The following is a 22315-nucleotide window of genomic DNA, read 5'->3' as shown; positions in this document are numbered from 1 at the left end:
CCTCACTCCAGCGGAGTCGTGTCGATCACCGGCTCGACGCCGTACCGGCGCCCGTATTCCTGGAGCTTATCGATCACGCCTGGTCCGGGCGGTCCGTCGAACTGGAAGTACGGCGTGCGGCCACTTTGGATCGCCGCCTCGAAGGTGGCTTGCGCCTGCTTGCGGAACTTCTTGTTCAGGGTGAAGTCCGCGGGCTTCGCCTGGGCCACGTACTTGTCGCTGATCGCGTCGAACTCGCGTCCGTCCGGGTCGTTCGCGAACCTCCTGCGGGGTTCTCCGCCGAGCTTCTCGGCGAGCTTGTCCGCGTCGGGGTCGGGCTTGTTGACCTCGTGGAGATCGCCGAGCCCCCCGTTGTCCTCGTACGGCGCGAGGCCCAGCGGATCGCTGAACCGGTGCGGGTTGTGCACGTACGCCGTCGGGTTGGGCGCGGGCGCGAGGCCCAGCGGGTCGGGCGTGGTGTACCGGGCAGTCTGCGGGTCGTAGTAGCGGTGGTGGTTGTAGTGGAGGCCGGTCTCCGGGTCGAAGTACTGGCCGGGGAACCGCAGTGGCGTGTACGCGGACGCGTCGGCGTTCCAGGTCGTGATGCCCCACAGCGTGGTGCGGCTCTGCCAGGCGATGCGCCCGTCCTCGTCGATGAGCTCGGTCGGAGTGCCGATGAGGTCGGTCGCGATCGCGAAGAACCGCGCGTCGATCTCCCCCAGGGTGGCCGCGTCGGTGAGCCGTTCGGTCTGGGCGACCGGGGTCAGGCCCTCGTGGTCCCAGCTCAGCGTGGTGTGGTGCGACAGCTCGCCGGGGAGCTCCGTGGTCTGCTCGGCGAGCACGGGACCGTCCCAGACGAAGCGCGTGCGCTCGGCCACCGCCTCGCCGTCGGCCGCCATGCGCTCCTTGGCGATGCGCCGGCCGAGCGGGTCGTACCGGTAGCGCCACAGGGTGCCGTCCGGGGTCGTGACCTCGGTGAGCCGGTCCTCGGCGTCGTACGCGTACGTCCACACGTCACGCTTCTTCGACAGCCGGGTCTTCGAGCGGCGGATCAGCCGGCCGGCGTCGTCGTGCACGTAGCGGTTGGCCCCGGCCTCCGTGATCCGGGTGCCGGTGTAGGCGCGCTCACCGCGTGCGTCGCCACTGGCGTGGCGGTCCGGCCAGGCGGCGGAGATGTTGTTTCCGCCGCTGTCGTACGCGTAGGACTCGCTCCACCGGTCGGCCGTGACGGCGGTGACGCGGCCCGTCGCGTCCAGGCCGATTCGGCGCGGGCCGCGCAGGGTGTCGTCGACCGCGACGAGATGACCGTCCTCGCGGTAGGCGTACGTCCGCAGGTTCAGCCGGTGGCCGCCGCGCGCGATCTCCTGGGCGGTGAGCCGGCCCGCGTCGTCCCAGTCCGACGTCAGCGTCAGCGTCTCCCCGACGCTGCGGGTCAGCTCGCGCCCCGCGGCATCACGCGTGAACACGATGTCGTGGCCGGCGACGGTCAGCGCGGCGGCACGGCCCGCGCTGTCGTGCGTGTACGAGGTGACATGGCCGCCCGGGGTGACGCGCCGGGTGCGACGCCCGGCCGCGTCGTACGAGAACGACAGCGCACGCCCGTCGGTCAACTCGGTCTTGACGTGGCCCCGGCGGTCGTACGCGTACGTCAGCTCCGCGTCGGGCCCGATGGCCCGCAGCAGCCTGCCCGCGGGGTCGTACTCGTACGTCGTCACGGCGCCGCCGGCGTCCTTGCGGACGACCTGGCCGAGCAGGTCCCGCTCGTAGCGGACGGCCGCGCCGAGCGGGGTGGTACGGGTCAGCACCCGGCCGAGCGGATCGACGTCGTAGGCGAGGGTGCGGCCGTCGAAGTCGGTCTCGGCGACGAGGTGGCCGACCGGGTCGTAGGTGTAACTCCACCGCAGGCCCAGGGGGTTGCGGACCTCGGTGAGGCGCAGCTCGGTGTCGTGCGTGAACTCGTGGCGGGTGCCGTCGGGGTCGGCGCGGGCCGTGAGCAGGTCGAAGTGGGTGTACTCGAAGGTCGTGGTGGAGCCCTCGGGGTCGGTGTGGCGGAGGCAGTTGCCCTCGCCGTCGTACGTCCACGACTCCACGGCGCCGTCCGGGCCCGTGAACCGCGCGAGCCGGCCCTCAGTGGTCCACTCGAAGCGTGCGGCGGCACCGCTCGGTCCGGTGCGCTCGGTGATCCGGCCGAAGGCGTCCCGCACGTACGCCGTCGTGCCGCCGTCCGGGGCCGTCTGGGCCATGAGCAGGCCCGCGGCATTGTGGCGCAGCAGGGTCGTGGCGCCGAGGGGGTCGGTGACCGAGGTGATGTGGCCGAGCGCGTCGTGGGTGTAACGGGTGGTGCGCCCGGCGGGGTTGGTGACCGCGACCCGGTTGCCGCGTTCGTCGAACTCCTGCTTCCAGCGCAGCCCGCCCGGCTGGACCAGCTCGACCGGGCGGCCGTCGCCGCTGTAGGCCGCCGTCTGCACGCTGCCGTCGGGACAGGTCGTCGAGACGAGACGGCCCTCGTCGTCCCAGCGGAACTCGGTGCGCGCGCCGAGGGGGTCGGTACGGGACAGCAGCCGGTCGTCGCGGTCGTAGGCGTAGCGGATCGTCGCGCCCGTGGGCCAGGTCTCGGCGACGACCTGGAGGTGGCTGTTGACCGAGTAGCGCCAGGTGTGGCCGAGGGAGTCGGTGACCGTGGTGGTGGTCAGGCCGGTGTCGGGGTGCGGGTCGCTGTAGTGGAACTCCGACGCCAGGTGCCCCTCGGCGCCGGTCTGGGACACGCACCGGTCCCGGTCGTCGTACACGAAGCTGTAGCTGGAGTCGTTCGTGTCGGTCCAGGCGACGATGCGGCCTTCGGTGTCGTAGGCGAACCGGGTGGGGATGCCGGAGGACTTGGTGATCTCGGCGAGATGGCCTTCCTCGCTGTATCCGTACCTGGCGATCTCGGTGCCGCCGAGGCTCAGCGACGTGATCCGGCGGTTCTCCGTGGTGAACGTGAGGCGGTAGCCCCCCGAGTGGGTGAGGGCGAGCGGGGCTCCCTCCGCGTCGTACTCGGCGATGATCGTGTGCCCGTTGCGGTCGGCGATCTCGGCGAGCGGCGCGCAGCCGTTGTCTCCCGGCTCCGTGCCGGGCGGGGCGAGAAAGTGCCGGACGATGCCCGTGTCCGGGTCGGTGAGCGAGTAACTGCCGTCGGTGTGCCGTTCCAGCGGCCAGCGCGGCCCCGCCTCGGGGAGCACCGGGGTGCCGGGGGCGGGGTGCGGATACGGGACGAGCAGGTTGTCCTCACCGTGGAAGACGACACCGATCGGGTCGACGGTCAGGCGCTGGTCGATCGTCGACGACCAGCTCTCGCCGAACCAGCGGCCCGCCCGGTACGAGGACTCGAAGTCTCTGCGGAACGCCAGCGGCAGGCTGCCCGGCAGCAGTACGTCCTCCTGCGGCAGGAACATGCGGCCGGTCGCGAAGTCGACGGGCTCACGGCCGCACCGCTTGCCGTCGGGCCTGCGGACGGTCTCCCTGAGCCTCTTGGCACGGCGCGCCCTGGCGGCGTCCGCGAGCTCGTCCGTGAGCCTCGCGCCCTTCGCGGCGGCTCCGGCGCCGCCCGTCGCGGCGGTGAGGATCGCGTCCGGCACCATCGTGCCGAGCCCTTCCGCCGGGTCCTTCATGAAATCGTCCAGCATCTGCTTGCCGGTGCCCCAGGGGTCGTTGGCGACCTGGACGAGTCCGGCGACGGTGCTGTTGAGGTTCATGACGTAGTCGGCGGGATGCGTGATGTTGTACGGGTCCAGCGGGTTGAGGCCCCGGACGAAGTTCACGATGCCCGTGGCGCCCTTGACCACACCCATCGTGAAGTGGGTCTTCATCAGTTCGTACTCGTCGAGCCCGTCCTTGAGCTGTTCGCTGTAGGAGGGCTTGGGCGGGGCCGCGTCCCGGGCCTTCTGCACGGCTTTGCGGGCGGTCTCGGCGGCGGAGTTCCGCTGCTTGCGCGCCTCGGTGAGGATGTCCTGCGCCTCCTGCATCAACCCCTTGCCGGGGTCGGAGAACTCGCCCGGCTTCGCCGGCAGGGTGGCGGGATCACGCTTGTCGTCGGGCGTCGCGTTGTACTTGTCGACGGCGTTGTTGTAGTCGTCGACCTTCTTCTTGTGCGCGTCCAGGGCGTCCGCCGAGGACTTCGTGCCTTCCTTCCACTTGTCGATCGCGAGCTGCGCCTGGCCCTGTGCCCAGGTCACCGTGTCCGCGAACGACTCCAGCGCCTTCGTCGCGTCCTCGAACGCGTCCGCGCCCTTGAACCACTTGCGCGGCTCCAGTTTCACCGTCTTACGGAACGCTTCCGCGGCTTCACCCTGCAGCGAGTCCGACTCGAGCCCTTCGAGACCGAGCCCGACGTCGTTGAACGCATTCGTGAAGTCACGCAGGTGGGACGCGGTGGAGCGCAGCTTGCCCGGCGAGCCGTAGATGAGCTTGGTCTTGTCCTCGGTCTGCCCGAGGTCCATCTCGTCGACCTCGGCACCCATCCGGTTCGCCAGGGAACGCGACTGCTCGCGCACCCAGTCCGCACCGGACTCCCAGCCGACGTCATCGAGCCGGTCCGCCGTCCAGTTGCCGGCGTCCTCCACCCGGTTGCCGGCCCACTCGACGCCGTCCTCGACCGCGTCCTCGACGACGTCCGGCGTGAGATCACTGACGATGTCCCCGATGCCCATACGTCAGTTCCCCCCGGTGTCGTTCTGCTGCTGTTGCTGCTGGGCCCGCTCCTCGGGCGACGGCCCGAAGGTGTCGTCGACGGCCTTGTCGAAGTCGTCCTGGTCGATGCCGAAGAGGTCGTTGAGCCTGCGCGACTGTTCGCCGCCCTGCCCCTCGGTGACCAGCGCGCGCCCGGTGTCCTTCCAGGTCTGGCCCATCTCGTCACCGGCGTGGTCCCATGACTGGGCGCTCCAGTCCGGGTTCAGCGCGTCCGGTGTGAGCACGTCGCCCCAGCCCTGCTTGGCGATGTCCTCCTCGGAGGCGTACGGGCTGCCGCCGGCGATCGAGTTGACGCCGTACTTCAGCGCGCTCTCGACGTACCGGTCCTCCTCCCACAGCACGCCCGCGGCCAGGCCGAGCTTCGCCGCGATGGCGCTGGCGTCCTGAACCAGCGCCCGCACGCCCCACTCCCACCGCTCGCAGAAGTCCTCGAAGTCCACGGACAGGCCGTGGTGCCCGGCTTCCATGCCGGTCATCGCCATTTCGGAGAAGCCCTTGCCGAGCACCCCTCCGGTGCTCGTGCCGATCTCCTTCAGCTCACCGATCGCGTCGCCTATGCCCTGGGTGAGCCGCTGGACGGTGAAGTGGTCGACACCGAGATCCTTCGCCCCGTCGCCCATCAGACGGCACCCCCTGCGGTCCCGCCGGCGAGCTTGTCCGGTGTGTCGACGGCGGCTGCGTCCGGAACAATGCCCATGGCGGGCGGGAAGAGCATGGACCCGTCGGGGTCCGCCACATCGACGGCGACGCCCGCGGGTTCGCCCATCGCCGGGACGATCTCGTCGAGCAGCCGGGCGCCGAGCAGTTCGGCGAACTCCCAGGGTCTCGCGCTGTCCTGGCCGCTCCCGGACTCCCGCGCCCGCGTTTGCGCGAAGCGGGCCAGGGCCTCCTCGCCGGTGAACGCGAACACCCAGCGCACACCGCCGAGATGCCCCGTCCACAGACCGCCCCGGTCCAGCGGCACGAGCATCCTGGCCCGCCTCAGCTCCCCGAGGAGCGCCCGTGGATCACCCGCTCCCGCCCGCCGCTCGGCGATCTGCTCGGCGAGCGCATTCCCGTCACCCACTTCATTGCCTCCCCCGGCATCGGCAACAACGAGTCTTCCCAGGAAACACGTCCCACCCACATCCGACGGTTCCCGGCCACCTGCCCCATGCCGTTCCCGACCAGAGGAAGGAATACGAAGCTTCCCGCACCGGAAGCTCCCGGGCCACAGGTCCTGCTCATGCTCCTGCGCGAGCTCGCTCCGGGCAGGACGGCCACTTCCGAATCCTCGGCCGAGACGAGCACAGCGTTGCCGTGACTGGAGACGATCTCGATGGCCTCGTGATCATCGTCGGCCTTCTTGCTCAGCGGAAAGAGCGCCTTGCGGCTGCGCTCACAGCGACTCCAGCGAAGCCAAATGGGTGACGGACCATCAGATAAACAGTGACGGTCTTTCAGAAAACCCAGCACCATCCCGGCACGGGTTCCGCGACAAAGTACGAGAGGGCTCAGGATCGCCAACGCCGCTACGCAACAGCGCCGGCAAGGGGCGGAGGTCCGAAGGACTTCTCCGCAACGTCTGTTCAGCCTGATCACACTCCCCAACTCCCGTGCCGCGCCTGCCATCCGCCACTCACAGCGGCCAGGCGGTCAGCAAATCGCCGGGACCGTAGGTGGCGTCAAGTCCCGGACAGTCGACCCCACTGCGCGAAACCGCCACGACTGGAACAGGTTCGTCGGTGAGGGCGGCCCGGTGTCGATGGAGAGCTGCCAGGTCGTGCCGGTCGAAGGGCGACTGCTCCAGCCACTTGATGGAGCCGAGGAAGAGCAGCTCCTTGGCAATGGGGGCGCGATCCGCCCCGACGATGTCGATCTCGACGTCGTTGGTACGGGTCCAGTAGCCGCCCACTGCGGGGGCCGCGGGCAGCCGATCGTCGGGCAGCATCCGCGCCAGGGCCTCGCGGACAAGGGGCTCGACGGCCCGGCCGCGCCAGCTGGTCCAGTTCTCCCGGATCCGCGCCAAGGTCAGATCGCCCCGCCCGCGCTCGATCTCCTCCATGGAGGGGCCGAGCAGGTGCAGCCAGAACCGCAGGTAGGGATCCGTCACCCGGTAGCGGCGATCCTTCGACGGACGCAGCGATACGGGCAGCTCCGCAGCGACGATCCGCTTATCCGTGAGCAGTTCCAGCGCTCGCTGCAGCGGCGTGGCCCCGATTCCGCCGGCTGCACGAGCGATGTTGGTGAAGGTCCGCTCACCACTGCCGATAGCCGCCAGCACCGTACGCGCCTGAGCCTGCGGGCGAAATTCGGCAGCCAGCGAACGCTCGGCCGACACCAGCAGGGCCGAGACCGGGTCGCTCAGCGCCTCACCGAGGAAGTCCCACAGCCCTGCGCCTCGCGGCCACTCCGCGCAGATCAGCGGCAGCCCGCCGGTGACCAGCGCGGCGTCGAAGGCTTCCGCCGGATCAAGGCCGAGCATCTGCCCCACTTCGGCGGGGTTCAGCGGTCCCAGCACCATCTCCCGGCCGCGCTGATGGAAGGGTCGTCCATAGCTGTTCAGTGCCTCCATCATCGACAGATCGGAGCCGATGAGGACCAGCAGCACCGGCTTGGTCTCCAGTACCCGGTCCCAGGCCCGTTGCAGCATCCCCTCAAAGGCGCCATCGGCGTCCATCAGGTACGGCACCTCGTCGATGACCAGCACGCTCGCCCGGTCGGCGGGCAGCGCAGCAGCCAGCACATCGAACGCGGCGTCCCAGCTCTCCGGCCGTGCGGCGGCCACCAGCCCCGCCAACGGCAGCGTCGATGCTTGGGCGTCCCGGGCCAACCGTGCCAGATCATCCCTGGGGGACGCACCGGTCGCCGCATAGAACAAGAACGGAGCTCCGGAGCGCTCCGCAAACCGCTCGACCAATCGCGATTTGCCCACCCGGCGCCGCCCACGCAACATCACGCACCGACCGGGCCGCTCCCCGCCAACCCCTGCCGCCACCTTCTGCAGCTCTCGCTCCAGCGTCGCCAGCTCCTGGCGACGGCCTACGAAATCAACCATGTCCGCCGACCTCCGCGCATGACACCAACAACGATGTTACTAACATTTAGGTTAGCATCTAACCATCGCCGGTTGTCGCTCATGGCCACGGCTTCGAATCACCTCCAGCCCAAGCGGGTGCACGAGCACGCGGTGGGCCGTGCGGTCATGACAGGTGACGAGGGGCCAGCTATCCCAGCACCATCCCAGCACGGGAAAAAACTAAGGGCCCGACCCCGAAGAGTCGGACCCTCTCTGACCTGCATGTTTGCCAGATCAGCGACGTGGTGAGATGTCACCCGCTACACGTTGAAGCGGAACTCCACCACGTCCCCGTCCTGCATCACATAATCCTTGCCCTCCATGCGCGCCTTGCCCTTGGCGCGGGACTCCGCGACCGAGCCCGTTTCCATCAGGTCGCCGAAGGAGATGACCTCCGCCTTGATGAAGCCCTTCTGGAAGTCGGTGTGGATCACGCCGGCTGCCTCGGGGGCCGTGGCGCCCTTCTTGATGGTCCAGGCGCGCGTTTCCTTCGGGCCTGCCGTCAGGTACGTCTGGAGGCCGAGAGTGTCGAAGCCGACGCGGCCGAGCGTGGCCAGGCCGGGCTCTTCCTGGCCCATCGACTGGAGGAGTTCGAGCGCCTCGTCGTCGTCGAGCTCGATCAGCTCGGACTCGATCTTGGCGTTGAGGAAGATCGCCTCGGCGGGGGCGACCAGGGCGCGCTGCTCGTTCTTGAAGTCCTCGTCGACCAGCTCGTCCTCGTCCACGTTGAACACGTAGAGGAAGGGCTTGGTGGTGAGGAGGTGCAGCTCGTGGAGCAGGCGGCCCTTCTCCGTGCCGGCGGTGATGCCCGCGGCGAAGAGCGTCGTGCCGGACTCGAGGATCTTCTGCGCCTCCTCGACCGCGGCGAGCACCGCGACCTTCTCCTTCTGGAGGCGGGACTCCTTCTGGAGGCGCGGGACCTGCTTCTCGACGGACTGGAGGTCCGCGAGGATCAGCTCGGTGTTGATCGTCTCGATGTCGTCCTTGGGCGAGACCTTGCCGTCGACGTGCACGACGTTCTCGTCCTTGAAGGCGCGGATGACCTGGCAGATCGCGTCCGACTCGCGGATGTTCGCGAGGAACTTGTTGCCCAGGCCCTCACCCTCGGAGGCGCCGCGCACGATGCCCGCGATGTCGACGAAGTCGACCGTCGCCGGGAGGATCTTCTGGGAGCCGAAGACCTCGGCGAGCTTGGCGAGGCGGGGGTCGGGGACACCGACCACGCCCACGTTCGGCTCGATCGTGGCGAACGGGTAGTTGGCCGCCAGCACGTCGTTCTTGGTCAGGGCGTTAAAAAGGGTCGACTTGCCGACATTCGGCAGGCCGACGATTCCGATCGTGAGCGACACGTTGCGACTTCCCGTACGTGAGGATGGAGGACCCCTAGTCTACGGCGTGCCGCGCCACCCCCCGGCGCCGTATCGAACGCTTGGCCAAGGTCGGCGAAACCGCGTGTCCCGGAGCGGATTCCACACATAACCCGACCTAAGTTGGTGCGGTGGAACAACCCAGTCGCACTCCGCCGCGCGTCCCGCAGAACCGGACCCGCCGCACGCCCCCGCTCCCCCCGCAGGCGCAGGGCGGCAGCGACGGACGCGACGGGCCCTCCGGGCCCCGTTCCGGAACGGTGTACCGGGCGTCGGGCAAGGGCGGCGGCACGGCGCCGCGCCCCGCGCCCCCGGTCGTCCTCGCGCTGCGCCGCTTCCCCGATCCGCGCCTCACCGGCCTGGGCAGCGGGCTGTTCTGCACGGCCTCGATGTTCGCGCTCGCCTGCCTGGACGCACTGCTGTTCGGCGGCTCGATCATCGTGTACGGGGTGCTGTTCCTGCTGGTGAGCACGCTCACCGCGAGGTGGGTGCGGCCCGCCGACCTGGTGGCCGCGCCCGTCGCCGTGCCGATCGGCTTCGCCGTCGGGATCCTGCCGGTGGCTGACGGCTCGGGCGGGCTCGGCGGGCAGGTGATGGGGCTGGTGACGGCCCTGGCGATGCACGCCGGCTGGCTCTACGGCGGCACGCTCGTCGCCGGACTCGTCGTGACCGTGCGCGGCATCCGCCACATGGCCCGTCGCGCGGCCCGCCGCCGGGCCCTCGCCCACGCCCGCGCCGGCTCCCCCGGCACGCCGGCACAAAGGGTGACCTCGGCCCCGCGCCCCCGGCGGCATACGGCCTGAAGGCCAGGGGTCCCGCGCCCCTTACCTCTGCTACCTCTGCCTCTGATACCTCTACTTCTGCTGCGCCGCCGCCATGGCCGCCCCCACGATCCCCGCGTTGTTCTGCAGCTGCGCCGGGACGATTTCCGCCTTGATGCCCTTGATCAGGGGCAGGAATCTGTCGGCCTTGCGGCTGACGCCGCCGCCGATGATGAAGAGTTCGGGCGAGAACAGCATCTCGACGTGCGCCAGGTACTTCTGGACCCGGTGTGCCCAGTGTTCCCAGGTCAGGTCGTGGTCTTCCTTCGCCTTCGTCGAGGCGTGCTTCTCGGCGTCGTGGCCGTGCAGCTCCAGATGGCCGAGCTCGGTGTTCGGGACGAGCTGTCCCTCGAAGAACAGGGCGCTGCCGATGCCGGTGCCGAAGGTGAGGAGCAGGACCACGCCCTTGCGGCCGCGGCCCGCGCCGAAGTGCATCTCGGCGACGCCCGCCGCGTCCGCGTCGTTCAGGACCGTCACGGGGAGCCCGCCGAGCCGCTCGCCGAGGAGGGCGCGGGCGTCGACGTCGATCCACGACTTGTCGACATTGGCTGCCGTACGGATCGTGGCGCCGCCCGTGACGACGCCGGGGAAGGTGATGCCGACCCGGTCGGGCCGGGTGCCGAAGTGCTCCACGACCTCTTTCACCCCGTCGGCCACGCCGTCGGGGGTGGCCGGGTGCGGGGTGAGGACCTTGAACCGCTCCTGTGCCAGGTCTCCGCGGTCCAGGTCTACGGGTGCGCCCTTGATCCCTGATCCGCCGATGTCCACGCCGAAGATCTGCATGGACACCACGTTACGACGAGTGGCTGAACGTCACTCCTCGGAAGAGCCGTCTCCCGTGAGGGCGGCGGCCTCCGCGCGCAGGTCACGGCGGAGTTCCTTCGGCAGCGAGAAGGTGATGGACTCCTCGGCGGTCTTCACGGTCTCCACGTCGGCGTAACCCCGCTCGGCCAGCCACTCCAGTACGCCGTCCACCAGCACGTCGGGGACCGAGGCGCCGGAGGTGAGGCCGACCGTGGTGACGCCCTCGAGCCAGGTCTCGTCGATCTCGGCGGCGAAGTCCACCAGGTGGGCGGCGGGCGCGCCGGCCTCCAGGGCGACCTCGACCATGCGGATCGAGTTCGAGGAGTTCTTGGAGCCGACGACGATGACGAGCTCGGCGTCCTCGGCCAGCTTCTTCACCGCGATCTGGCGGTTCTGCGTGGCGTAGCAGATGTCGTCGCTGGGCGGCGAGAGCAGGTTCGGGAACTTGGTCTTGAGGGCGTCGACCGTCTCCATGGTCTCGTCCACGGAGAGCGTGGTCTGGGAGAGCCAGACGACCTTCGACTCGTCCCGCACCTCCACGTTCGCCACGTCCTCCGGGCCGTCGACCAGCGTGATGTGGTCGGGGGCCTCGCCCGAGGTGCCGATGACCTCTTCGTGTCCCTCGTGGCCGATCAGGAGGATGTCGTAGTCCTCCTTCGCGAAGCGGACGGCTTCCTTGTGGACCTTGGTGACGAGCGGGCAGGTCGCGTCGATGGTGGCGAGCTTGCCGGCCGCGGCCTCGTCGTGGACGACGGGCGCGACGCCGTGCGCCGAGAACATCACGATGGAGCCCTCGGGGACCTCCTGGGTCCGCTCGACGAAGATGGCGCCCTTCCGCTCCAGGGTCTGCACGACGTACTTGTTGTGGACGATCTCGTGGCGGACATAGATCGGGGCCCCGTACTGCTCAAGGGCCTTCTCGACGGCGATCACGGCACGGTCCACACCGGCGCAGTAGCCCCGGGGGGCGGCGAGCAGGACGCGGCGGGGGCCAGTCGTAGCAGTCATGCCCACCATCGTAAGGCCGCGTCCAACAGGTCAGAGATCCACCGTTTGGCGAGACTGGAGGCCCGTGCGCGACGACGTGCGCGACAAACGGAGGCCCGATGTCCGCCCACACCGCTCCACCAGCCGGGGAAGAAGGACAGCCTCCCGCAGAAGAGGACACGCTGCGGCGCAGCCTCGGCTTCCGGGACCTCGTCGTCTACGGGCTCCTGTTCATCGCCCCGATGGCCCCCGTAGGCGTCTTCGGCACCCTCGACGCCAAGTCGCACGGCGCTGTCGCACTCGTGTACGTCGTCGCGACCGTCGCGATGGCGTTCACCGCGTTCAGCTACGCGCAGATGGTTCGGGTCGCCCCGCAGGCCGGCTCGGTCTTCACCTACGCGCGCGTGGGGCTCGGTGAGGCGCCGGGGTTCATCGCCGGGTGGATGGCGATGCTCGACTACCTGCTCATCCCGGCGGTCGCCTATCTCTTCTCCGGGATCGCGATGAACGCGCTGGTGCCGTCGGTGTCGCGCTGGGTGTGGACGGCGCTTGCCGTGATCATCACGACGCTCCTGAACCTGTGGGGCGTGCGGGCGGCGGCCCGGGTCGGCTTCGCGGTCCTGGCGATGGAGATCGTCGTGCTGCTCGTGTTCCTCGCGTCGGCGATCGTCGTACTCGTACGCGACGGGGCGGAGCGCGGCTGGCTGTCGCCGCTGACAGGGGACGGCTCGCGGGGCGCGTTCGCGCTGTCGGCGGTCGTCGGCGCGGTGTCCGTCGCCGTGCTGTCGTATCTGGGCTTCGACGCGATCGTGTCGTTCGCGGAGGAGGTCACGGGCGGCTCGGCGAAGGTGGCGCGGGCGGTGCTGTTCTGTCTGGCGCTCGCGGGTGTCCTGTTCATCGCGCAGACGTATCTCGTGGCGCTGCTCGAACCGGTGTCGTCGGCGGAGCTCGCCGCTGCCCCGGCCAAGCAGGGGTCCGCGTTCTACGACGCGATCGACGTGTCGGTCGGCAGGTGGCTGCACGACCTGGTGGCGCTCAGCAAGGCGATCGGCGCGGCGTTCGCGGCACTGGCCGGGCAGGCGGCGGCCGGGCGGCTGCTCTTTGCGATGGCCCGCGACCGGCGGCTGCCGAAGGCCCTGTCGCGGACGGACTCCGGGGTGCCGCGGGTCGCGCTGCTGTGCGCGGCGGTGGTGACGCTGGTGGCGGCGGTCTGGGCGGCCCGCAGGGACGACGGCCTCGACCATCTGGTCTCGGTGGTCGACATCGGCGCTCTCACGGCGTTCGTGCTGCTGCACGCGAGCGTGGTGGGCTGGTTCGTGGTGTGCGGCGCGGGGACATTCAGCTGGTGGCGGCATCTGATCGTGCCGGTGCTCGGCGCGGCCATCACGGTCGCCGTGATCGTGGAGGCGTCGGGCACGGCTCAGGTGGTGGGCGCGATCTGGCTGGCGGTGGGGCTCGTGGTGCTGGTGGCGCAGAGGGGGCGGCGGGGCGCACGGGTGGTCTGACGGGGCACGCGGGCGGTCTGACGGGACGTCCGGCTGCGGTGCGCGTACGGGCGCCGGCCCCCTCCCCGTACCCCCGGGCTCCGCCCCATCCCCGTACGCCCTCGTACGCCCTCCGTACGTCCTTCGCGTCACGGAGCGTTGTCGGTGGGTGCGGCTACGCTCACCGGCATGGCTGTGAATACGTCCGCGGACGCCCCGCTGCCCGTCGGGGAGGTGTCGCGGCTCATCGGGCGGTGGATCGACCGGCTCGGTGCCGTGTGGGTCGAGGGACAGATCACCCAGCTGTCCCGGCGCCCCGGCGCCGGCGTCGTGTTCCTGACGCTGCGCGATCCGTCGCACGACATCTCGGTCGGCGTCACCTGCTACCGGCAGGTGTTCGACGCGGTCGCTGACGTCGTGACGGAGGGCGCGCGCGTCGTCGTCCAGGCGAAGCCGGAGTGGTACGCGCCGCGCGGCCAGCTGTCGCTGCGGGCCTCCGAGATCAGACCGGTGGGGGTCGGTGAACTGCTCGCCAGGCTGGAGCGGTTGAAGAAGTCCCTGGCCGGCGAGGGGCTCTTCGCCCCGGAGCGCAAGAAGCCGCTGCCGTTCCTGCCGCAGCTCATCGGGCTCGTGTGCGGTCGCGCGTCGGCCGCCGAGCGCGACGTCCTGGAGAACGCGCGGCACCGCTGGCCCGCCGTCCGCTTCGAGGTGCGCAATGTGCCGGTCCAGGGCGTGCATGCCGTGCCGCAGGTGGTGCAGGCGGTCAAGGAGCTGGACTCGCTCGACGACGTCGACGTGATCATCGTGGCGCGCGGCGGCGGCAGCGTGGAGGACCTCCTGCCGTTCTCGGACGAGCAGCTGGTCCGGGCGGTCGCCGCCTGCCGTACGCCGGTCGTCTCGGCGATCGGCCACGAGCCGGACAACCCGCTCCTCGACCACGTCGCGGACCTGCGCGCCTCCACACCGACCGACGCGGCGAAGAAGGTCGTGCCGGACGTCGGCGAGGAGTACGAGCGGGTGCAGTGGCTGCGGGACCGGGCGCGGCGCAGCGTCGAGTCGTTCGTGGACCGGGAGGAGCGCGGGCTCAGGCAGGCCCTCGCCCGGCCGGTCATGGAGGACCCGCACCGCATGATCGAGGTGCGCGAGGAGCAGGTGACGGCGCTGGCCGAGCGCGGCCGGCGCACCCTCGGGCACCTCCTCGACCGCGCCGAGTCGGAGCTGTCGCACACGCACGCGCGCGTGGTGGCCCTGTCACCCGCCGCGACCCTCAAGCGGGGTTACGCGGTGCTGCAGAAGGCGGACGGGGACGTCGTGCGCGCCGCGGACGACGTGGCGGCGGACGAGGTGCTGCGGGCGCGGGTCGCCGAGGGCGAATTCACCGTACGGGTCGAGACCGGGAACCAGGAGAGCGCATGACCACGAAGACCGACGAGGCCGGGCTCGGCTACGAGCAGGCGCGGGACGAGCTGATCGAGGTCGTCCGGCGGCTGGAGGCGGGCGGCACGTCACTGGAGGAGTCGCTCGCGCTGTGGGAGCGGGGCGAGGAGCTGGCGAAGGTGTGCCGGCGCTGGCTGGACGGCGCGCGGGCGCGCCTGGACGCGGCGCTGGCGGAGACCGGGCCGGACGGGGGCGCGGACGACGAGAAGTGAGCGACGGGGAGGAGTGAGCGGCGGGCAGGAGTGAGCGGCGGGCAGGAGTGAGCGGCGGGGACCTGCGGACGGTGAGCGGGCCGAGACGCGGCGTCACGGGTTTGTGAAGCGGGTCACGGGGTTCCGGTTTTGGTTGAAAGTTAAACGGTGCCGACGTACTGTCGTGTGCATCGGCCGATCCGTTCGCAGCGTCGCGACGGACCGCCCGCACCCCCAGCACATACGTATCGAGAAGGTTGATCCATGTCTCTCGTTCTTGACCCCGCCGCCCAGGACCTGCTGTTCCGCGAGGCCCGCACCGCGAACACCTTCACCGACGAGCCGGTGACCGACGAGCAGGTCCAGGCGATCTACGACCTGGTCAAGTTCGGTCCGACGGCGTTCAACCAGTCGCCGCTGCGCATCACCCTGGTCCGCTCCCCCGAGGCCCGCGAGCGCCTCGTGCGGCACATGGCCGAGGGCAACCAGCCGAAGACGGCCTCCGCCCCGCTGGTCGCGATCCTCTCCGCGGACAACGAGTTCCACGAGGAGCTCCCGGCGCTCTTCCCGCACTTCCCGCAGGCCAAGGACGTCTTCTTCGCGGAGCGCCCCGTCCGTGAGGGTGCCGCCGCCCTGAACGCCACCCTGCAGGCCGCGTACTTCATCATCGGCGTCCGCGCCGCCGGCCTGGCCGCGGGCCCGATGACCGGCCTCGACTTCGCCGGTGTCCAGAAGGAGTTCCTGGACGACGACCACACCCCGCTGATGGTCATCAACATCGGCAAGCCGGGCGACGACGCCTGGTTCCCGCGCTCCCCGCGCCTGGAGCACGACCAGGTCATCACCACGGTCTGAGTGCTCCCGCCGAGCACTCCCTCCGAGTGCTCCCGCACGCGTGACGAGAAAGGCCCCCCGGCCACAGCCGAGGGGCCTTTCCCATGCGCCGGAGTGCCTGAAAGCCCTGAAAACCCCGAAATCCCGTGCGCCGGGATCCCTGGAATACCTACTTCGTCCGCAGCGCCCCGGCCATCTTCGTCAGCTGCGCGAACGACGCCGTACCGGTCACGACGGTCGTCGACTTGTCGCCCTTGAGCACCAGGGCGTCGTACTGGCCGCCCTTGTAGCGCCGCCAGGTCTCGCCGCCGATGCGCTGCGTCTCGCTGGTCTCGGTGGCGCCCTGGCTGGCCCGGTCGATGAAGGCCGACGCCTTCTCCGTGGACTGCTCGACGCCCACGTACTGGCCGTCGGCGTCGTGGAAGCCGAGGTGCCAGGCGTCGAAGTCCGAGCCCTGGAACCGCACCGACGTCGCCTTCCAGGACTTCGCCAGCCCCTCGGGCGCCGCCACCGGGTACGGCGCGGCGCGCCGCGCCGTCAGCAGCTCCACGCGGTAGTCCACGCGCTTCACCGGCGGAGTGCCGGAGTCGTCGTGCGGGACGAACATGTAGATGCCTGCCGCCGCGAGCACGGTCGCGCCCATCGAGAGGACCAGACTTCCCACGGTCTTCTTGCCTTTGGTACCTGCCACGCCCCCATCGTCGCAGGTACGTGAGCGATCACCGCACGTGGGCCCGGTCTGCTCAAACGTGGGGCCCTCTGCTCATTTTGTCAGCCTGACGATAGAGTCTGGGCATCACCCTCATCCGGCCGTCGTCGTATCAGAAAGGTGCGTCTCGATGACCGAGCATCACCAGCTGCCGTCCGAACTCGAAGTCCCCGCGGAGGCTCCCGACCGGAACCTCGCCCTGGAACTCGTCCGGGTCACCGAGGCCGCGGCCATGGCCGCCGGCCGCTGGGTCGGCCGCGGCGACAAGAACGGGGCGGACGGCGCCGCCGTGCGCGCCATGCGGACCCTCGTCTCCACCGTCTCGATGAACGGCGTCGTCGTCATCGGTGAGGGTGAGAAGGACGAAGCCCCGATGCTCTACAACGGGGAGCGCGTCGGGGACGGGACGAGCGCCGAGGTCGACATCGCCGTTGACCCGATCGACGGCACCACGCTCTGCGCCAAGGGCATGCCGAACGCCGTCGCGGTCCTGGCCGCCGCCGACCGCGGCACCATGTTCGACCCGTCCGCCGTCTTCTACATGGACAAGCTGGTCGCGGGCCCCGAGGCCGCCGACTACGTGGACATCAACGCCCCGGTGGCGGTCAACATCCGCCGCATCGCCAAGGCCAAGGGCGCCTCCCCCGAGGACGTCACGGTCGTCATCCTGGACCGGCCGCGCCACGAGGGCATCATCAAGGAGGTCCGCGAGGCCGGCGCCCGGATCAAGCTGATCTCCGACGGCGATGTCGCGGGCTCCGTGCTCGCGGTGCGCGAGGACAGCGGCGTCGACCTGCTCCTGGGCATCGGCGGCACCCCCGAGGGCATCATCTCGGCGTGCGCCATCAAGTGCCTCGGCGGTGTCATCCAGGGCAAGCTGTGGCCCAAGGACGACGCGGAGCGCCAGCGGGCGATCGACGCGGGCCACGACCTGGACCGGGTCCTGTCGACGAACGACCTGGTATCCGGCGAGAACGTGTTCTTCGTCGCCACCGGCATCACGGACGGCGAGCTGCTGCGCGGTGTGCGCTACCGCGCCGAGAGCGCCACGACGTCCTCGCTGGTGATGCGCTCCAAGTCGGGCACGATCCGTCAGATCGACTCGCAGCACCGGCTGTCGAAGCTGCGCGCGTACAGTGCGATCGACTTCGACCGCGCCAAGTAGGTCACGCGCGGCAGGTTGTTTCCGCTATGCGTTCGGGGCGCCCTTTGTGCGGAGGGGCGCCCCATTCGCGTATCGGGAGGGTGGTCAGCCGGCCGCGCGGATCTGGTCGACCGCGCTCGTCGCCTTCTGGAGCTCGACCTCGCGCCGGCGCCTGCGGGCGAGCACCACGCGGCGCTCGGCGGCGGTGAGGCCGCCCCACACCCCGTAGGGCTCGGGCTGAAGGAGTGCGTGCTCGCGGCACTCGACCATCACGGGGCAGCGGGCGCAGACGCGCTTGGCCGCCTCCTCGCGGGACAGGCGGGCCGCGGTCGGCTCCTTGGACGGGGCGAAGAAAAGGCCGGCTTCGTCGCGCCTGCACACGGCCTCCGTATGCCACGGGGCGTCCTGGTCCCGATCTCGCACTGGCCCCCGCTGCGGGGGGACGGCGGCGACCTGCAGGGACTGATGCGGCGGATGCAGCACGGCCTACTCCTGACGACGGCTTCGCGAGCGAGCGACGATGCAGCAACCTCTACCCGCTGTGTGCGCGCCTATGCACTGAGTTCCGAAGGACGGGAGTTCCCCGGCCACCGGCCGCCGTGCTTGTGCCGCGCGCCCCTCGCGCGTCCGCCGTCCCGGAGGCGGGTCAGCCGTCGAGGTGTTTGCGCATGCGGTCGTGCAGATCGCGCAGGCGCTTGCCGCGCTTGGGCTTGGCCTCGATGTTGCCGAGGACCGCGAGGCCGTCGACGTACACGACGGGCGCGTCCGGGTCGGCCGAGTCGAGCGTGTGCACCTCGAAGTTGCCGAGGACACCGCCGCCGCTGCCGCGCAGCGAGATGTTCTCCGGAACACGGACCTCCACGTTCCCGAAGACGGAGATGGCCTTGATCACGACCTGCTGGTACTCGAAGATCGCCTCGCTGAGGTCGATCTCGATGTTCCCGAAGACGGCGTACGCGTGCGTCCTGCGGCCCACGCGCCAGCGGCCCTTGCGGGCCGAGGTGCTGAAGACGGCGACCAGGTTCTCGTCGGCGACCGCGGGGACCGCGCCCGTGGCGGGGCGGTTCGGGGCCGGCGACGAGATCGCGGGCCGGTGCTGCGTGTGGGCGCCGGGCAGGTCTCTGACGAGCGGCTCCAGCTCGGCGTGGGTCTTGGCGCGGTACACCCCGTCGATCCGCTCGGAGTGCTCCTCAGCGGTGAGCCGGCCCTCCGCCAGGGCCTCGCGCAGGATCTCCGCGGTGCGGTCGCGGTCGGCATCGGAGGCACGCAGATCGGTCTGCGGCGCGGGCTGCTCGGAGCGCTTCTCAAGGTCCACCGGGCCAGCGTACCCAAACGCGATAGATCGCGACTAGAGGGCGGCAGCGCGAACTGAGCCTTACCTCACAGGCTCGGCCGTGCCGTCAGGTTCTACGCTGGTTGGCGCTGCCAACGGATGCCAGCTGCCACCGGCCGAAAGAGGAATGGGCGAGATGCCTGAGTTCGCGTACACCGATCTGCTCCCCCAGGGCGAGGACACCACCCCGTACCGACTGGTGACCACGGAGGGCGTCTCCACCGCCGAGGGGCCGGACGGCCGTACGTTCCTGAAGGTCGAGCCGGAGGCGCTGCGCAAGCTCGCCGAAGAGGCGATCCACGACATCCAGCACTACCTGCGCCCGGCCCACCTCGCGCAGCTGCGCCGCATCGTCGACGACCCGGAGGCGTCGGGCAACGACAAGTTCGTCGCGCTCGACCTGCTGAAGAACGCGAACATCGCGGCGGCCGGCGTGCTCCCGATGTGCCAGGACACCGGCACCGCGATCGTCATGGGCAAGCGCGGCCAGAACGTCCTCACGGAGGGCGGCGACGAGGCGGCCCTCTCCCGCGGCATCTACGACGCGTACAAGAACCTCAACCTGCGCTACTCGCAGATGGCCCCGCTGAACATGTGGGACGAGAAGAACACCGGCTCGAACCTGCCGGCGCAGATCGAGCTGTACGCGGCCGACGGCGGCGCCTACAAGTTCCTGATCATGGCCAAGGGCGGCGGCTCGGCCAACAAGTCCTTCCTCTACCAGGAGACGAAGGCGGTCCTCAACGAGGGCTCGATGATGAAGTTCCTGGAGGAGAAGATCCGTTCGCTCGGTACGGCGGCCTGCCCGCCGTACCACCTGGCGATCGTCGTCGGCGGCACGTCCGCCGAGTACGCGCTGAAGACCGCGAAGTACGCCTCCGCGCACTACCTGGACGAGATCCCCGCCGAGGGCTCCGAGCTCGGCCACGGCTTCCGTGACAAGGAGCTGGAGGAGAAGGTCTTCGAGCTGACGCAGAAGATCGGCATCGGCGCGCAGTTCGGCGGCAAGTACTTCTGCCACGACGTGCGCGTGGTGCGCCTGCCGCGGCACGGCGCGTCCTGCCCGGTCGCGATCGCCGTGTCCTGCTCGGCCGACCGCCAGGCCGTCGCGAAGATCACCGCCGAGGGCGTCTTCCTGGAGCAGCTGGAGACGGACCCGGCGCGCTTCCTGCCGGAGACCACGGACGAGCACCTGTCCTCCGAAGAGGACGTCGTCAAGATCGACCTGAACCAGCCGATGGACGCCGTCCTCGCCGAGCTGACGAAGTACCCGGTCAAGACCCGCCTCTCCCTGACCGGCCCCCTGGTCGTGGCCCGCGACATCGCCCACGCCAAGATCAAGGCGCGGCTCGACGCCGGCGAGGACATGCCCCAGTACCTGAAGGACCACCCGGTCTACTACGCCGGCCCGGCGAAGACCCCCGAGGGTTATGCCTCCGGCTCCTTCGGCCCGACGACGGCCGGCCGCATGGACTCCTACGTCGAGCAGTTCCAGGCGGCAGGCGGCTCCATGGTGATGCTCGCCAAGGGCAACCGCTCCCAGCAGGTCACCGACGCCTGTGACGCACACGGCGGCTTCTACCTCGGCTCCATCGGCGGCCCGGCCGCCCGCCTCGCGCAGGACTGCATCAAGAAGATCGAGGTCCTGGACAACGAGGAGGACGGCATGGAGGCCGTCTGGAAGATCGAGGTCGAGGACTTCCCGGCGTTCGTCGTCGTGGACGACAAGGGCAACGACTTCTTCAAGGACCCGGCCCCGGCCCCGACGTTCACCAGCATCCCGGTGCGCGGCCCCGGCCTCGCGTAACACCTGACGCACGGCGCAAGGGCCGCCCCGCCGACTTCACGGCGGGGCGGCCCTTGTGCTGTCTGCCGGAAGGTCAGGCGAACCGCTGGCCCGCCGAGCCGTCGCAGTTCTGGAGCCGTACGTTGTCCTTCGCCGAGGCGAGGGTCAGGCACAGGCCCGTCGAGGCGGCCGGGCGCAGGGTGTCGCCCTGGCGGACGAACTGCTGGTTGGTGCCGCCGTGGCAGTTCCACAGGACGAGGGCCGTGCCCGCCTGGTAGGCGCTGCCGGGGACGTCCACGCAGCGGTCCTGGGTGAGTTCGGAGTGCAGGGACCGGCCGGCCGTGTCGTACCACCAGCCCTGGTTACGGGTTCCCGAGCAGTCCCAGCCGATGACGGCCGTGTTGTTCGCGCTGCTCGCGCCCTTGGCGTCGGCGCACGTGCCGGTGCCCGCGTTCTTGAGTGGCCGGTACGCGTCGTCCCAGCCGCCCTTGTAGAGCTTGGGGGTGCCGGTGCCGGCCGGATCGGCGCAACCTGCCTCCTGGTAGCCGGAGTTGTAGAGCTGGGTGAGGCAGGAGGCGAAGGCGCCGTGGCCGCGCACGTTCGGGTGGAAGGACTGGCGCACGGAGTTGGAGTCGGGCGGGAACGGGTTGGAGATGTCCACGTAGAGGCCGCGGGCCCAGGTGTCCTCCATGCAGACTTCGTGGCCGTGGAAGAGTCGGGAGTTGTCGAGGTAGACGGCGCCGGACTCCTGGGCGGCCTTGCGCATGCCGCGTTCGAAGGCGGGCACGGCGGCGTTGCGGCCCCAGGCGGCGTCGGAGTCGTAGCCGAGGCAGCCGCCGGGGAGCTTGCCGGGGAAGCCGGGGTTGTCGTGGATGTCGGGGCCGATGGGGCTGGGGTAGCCCATGACGACGAGCTTGTAGTCGCTGTCGGCGTAGCCCGCGCCGCGCATCACGGTCTTCAGGTCGGCGACGGTCGCCTCGACCTTGGGCACGAGCCCGTCGACCCTGGCCTGCCAGCCCGGCGCGTACTTGGGCTCGCACGGGCCCTGGAGGGTGAGGTAGCGGGTCACGCAGTCGGTCATGACGGGCCCGAACTGCAGGTCGTCGTTGGCTCCCGCGACGAGCACGATCATCTTGATCTTCGTGTTGCGCGCCTTGATGGCCAGGTTGTCGCTCTGCACCAGCTCGTCGGCGTACTGCTTGCTGCCGCCGATGCGGATGTTGCCGGTGTACGCGCCCGAGCAGGAGACGTTGTACGTCACGTCGGCCGGGATCCCGGTGCGGTGGATGGCGGAGTCGGGCGAGCGGTGGCACCAGTTGTCCGGGCCGTTCGTGCCGGCCTCGTACGTGCCGACGCCCTCCCCCGAGATCTCGCTGTCCCCGAGCGAGATGAGGGCGGTCCTGCGGTCGGCGAGGGGCCGTTCGGCCGGGTCCCCGTAGAGCTTGGTGGCCTCGGCCGCGCGGATCTTCTCCAGGTCCGGCGGGAGCGGGCCGGCGGCCGCGGCGACGGGTGCCGCGGACGCGGTCGGCACGGTCAGGCCGACGAGTGCGGCGGCCGTCGCCGCGACAACGGCGACGGCGCATCTGATGCTGGGTCTGGTGCGGTGCAGGACGTTCATGACGCCTCCCCGGTTTGGGTGTTACCCGAGGTATT

Annotated in this window: 18 protein-coding genes; 7 read left to right on the top strand and 11 right to left on the bottom strand. The window is 70.2% G+C overall.

The annotated features are described in order from the left end of the window. Positions 1 to 2: 2 nt before the first annotated feature. The 5 genes from ACY0PA_RS26980 to ychF all read right to left on the bottom strand — a co-directional run bounded on the left by ACY0PA_RS26980 (position 3) and on the right by ychF (position 9114). Entirely contained in the window at positions 3 to 4667 is a 4665-nt protein-coding gene (locus tag ACY0PA_RS26980) for a putative T7SS-secreted protein (protein ID WP_473080191.1), read from the bottom strand. A gap of 3 nt (positions 4668 to 4670) precedes the next feature. Beyond that, positions 4671 to 5330, bottom strand: a complete 660-nt coding sequence (locus ACY0PA_RS26975) for a hypothetical protein (RefSeq protein ID WP_473086445.1) — start codon at positions 5328 to 5330, stop codon at positions 4671 to 4673. Then, positions 5327 to 5773, bottom strand: a complete 447-nt coding sequence (locus ACY0PA_RS26970) for a hypothetical protein (protein WP_473080190.1) — start codon at positions 5771 to 5773, stop codon at positions 5327 to 5329. The genes ACY0PA_RS26975 and ACY0PA_RS26970 overlap by 4 nt, the downstream gene beginning before the upstream one ends. A gap of 552 nt (positions 5774 to 6325) precedes the next feature. Continuing rightward, positions 6326 to 7744 carry an ATP-binding protein gene (locus ACY0PA_RS26965; RefSeq protein WP_473080189.1) on the bottom strand — a complete coding sequence of 473 codons (1419 nt, stop codon included), beginning with the start codon at positions 7742 to 7744 and terminating at the stop codon, positions 6326 to 6328. A gap of 281 nt (positions 7745 to 8025) precedes the next feature. Then, positions 8026 to 9114 carry a redox-regulated ATPase YchF gene (ychF, locus tag ACY0PA_RS26960; RefSeq protein ID WP_473080188.1) on the bottom strand — a complete coding sequence of 363 codons (1089 nt, stop codon included), beginning with the start codon at positions 9112 to 9114 and terminating at the stop codon, positions 8026 to 8028. 149 nt (positions 9115 to 9263) lie between these two features. Between ychF and ACY0PA_RS26955 the strand changes: the two genes are divergently transcribed. After that, entirely contained in the window at positions 9264 to 9935 is a 672-nt protein-coding gene (locus ACY0PA_RS26955; RefSeq protein ID WP_473080187.1) for a DUF6542 domain-containing protein, read from the top strand. A 51-nt stretch (positions 9936 to 9986) separates the two neighbouring features. Here ACY0PA_RS26955 and ppgK read toward each other — a convergent pair whose 3' ends face one another. Then, entirely contained in the window at positions 9987 to 10736 is a 750-nt protein-coding gene (gene ppgK / locus ACY0PA_RS26950; protein WP_473080186.1) for a polyphosphate--glucose phosphotransferase, read from the bottom strand. A 30-nt stretch (positions 10737 to 10766) separates the two neighbouring features. Further along, positions 10767 to 11765: a 4-hydroxy-3-methylbut-2-enyl diphosphate reductase gene (locus ACY0PA_RS26945; RefSeq protein ID WP_473080185.1), complete on the bottom strand. Its 999-nt coding sequence runs from the start codon at positions 11763 to 11765 to the stop codon at positions 10767 to 10769. 98 nt (positions 11766 to 11863) lie between these two features. Here ACY0PA_RS26945 and ACY0PA_RS26940 point away from each other — a divergent pair, with 98 nt between their 5' ends. The 4 genes from ACY0PA_RS26940 to ACY0PA_RS26925 all read left to right on the top strand — a co-directional run bounded on the left by ACY0PA_RS26940 (position 11864) and on the right by ACY0PA_RS26925 (position 15711). After that, complete coding sequence (locus tag ACY0PA_RS26940; protein ID WP_473080184.1) at positions 11864 to 13249, top strand: APC family permease; 1386 nt, start codon at positions 11864 to 11866, stop codon at positions 13247 to 13249. Positions 13250 to 13417: 168 nt separating this feature from the next. Beyond that, a complete protein-coding gene (gene xseA, locus ACY0PA_RS26935) occupies positions 13418 to 14644 on the top strand; it encodes an exodeoxyribonuclease VII large subunit (RefSeq protein WP_473080183.1) in 1227 nt (408 codons plus the stop codon). Next, positions 14641 to 14877 (top strand): exodeoxyribonuclease VII small subunit, encoded by a 237-nt coding sequence (locus ACY0PA_RS26930; RefSeq protein ID WP_356277110.1) that lies wholly within the window; start codon positions 14641 to 14643, stop codon positions 14875 to 14877. The genes xseA and ACY0PA_RS26930 overlap by 4 nt, the downstream gene beginning before the upstream one ends. A gap of 243 nt (positions 14878 to 15120) precedes the next feature. Beyond that, a complete protein-coding gene (locus ACY0PA_RS26925; protein ID WP_473080182.1) occupies positions 15121 to 15711 on the top strand; it encodes a malonic semialdehyde reductase in 591 nt (196 codons plus the stop codon). Between the two features lie 148 nt (positions 15712 to 15859). Here ACY0PA_RS26925 and ACY0PA_RS26920 read toward each other — a convergent pair whose 3' ends face one another. Then, a complete protein-coding gene (locus ACY0PA_RS26920; protein WP_473080181.1) occupies positions 15860 to 16381 on the bottom strand; it encodes a DUF4245 domain-containing protein in 522 nt (173 codons plus the stop codon). 148 nt (positions 16382 to 16529) lie between these two features. On the opposite strand from ACY0PA_RS26920, the gene glpX reads away from it, so the two are divergent. Next, positions 16530 to 17564 carry a class II fructose-bisphosphatase gene (glpX, locus tag ACY0PA_RS26915; RefSeq protein ID WP_473080180.1) on the top strand — a complete coding sequence of 345 codons (1035 nt, stop codon included), beginning with the start codon at positions 16530 to 16532 and terminating at the stop codon, positions 17562 to 17564. 84 nt (positions 17565 to 17648) lie between these two features. On the opposite strand, the gene ACY0PA_RS26910 is transcribed toward glpX, so the two are convergent. Both ACY0PA_RS26910 and ACY0PA_RS26905 read right to left on the bottom strand, forming a co-directional pair. Beyond that, the gene (locus tag ACY0PA_RS26910; RefSeq protein ID WP_266673737.1) at positions 17649 to 18026 is read right to left on the bottom strand and encodes a WhiB family transcriptional regulator; all 378 of its coding nucleotides are present in this window, start codon (positions 18024 to 18026) and stop codon (positions 17649 to 17651) included. Positions 18027 to 18189: 163 nt separating this feature from the next. Further along, positions 18190 to 18858, bottom strand: coding sequence for a DUF1707 SHOCT-like domain-containing protein (locus tag ACY0PA_RS26905; protein ID WP_473080179.1), 669 nt, complete (start codon positions 18856 to 18858; stop codon positions 18190 to 18192). Positions 18859 to 19012: 154 nt separating this feature from the next. Between ACY0PA_RS26905 and ACY0PA_RS26900 the strand changes: the two genes are divergently transcribed. After that, positions 19013 to 20683 (top strand): fumarate hydratase, encoded by a 1671-nt coding sequence (locus ACY0PA_RS26900; protein WP_473080178.1) that lies wholly within the window; start codon positions 19013 to 19015, stop codon positions 20681 to 20683. A gap of 73 nt (positions 20684 to 20756) precedes the next feature. Here ACY0PA_RS26900 and ACY0PA_RS26895 read toward each other — a convergent pair whose 3' ends face one another. After that, positions 20757 to 22280, bottom strand: a complete 1524-nt coding sequence (locus ACY0PA_RS26895; protein WP_473080177.1) for a ricin-type beta-trefoil lectin domain protein — start codon at positions 22278 to 22280, stop codon at positions 20757 to 20759. Positions 22281 to 22315 lie beyond the last annotated feature (35 nt).

The sequence above is a fragment of the Streptomyces sp. DS1-CR2 genome (genome assembly GCF_055760475.1).
The sequence above is the reverse complement of the archived record's forward strand: the minus strand, read 5'-3'. Positions and strand labels throughout refer to the sequence as shown.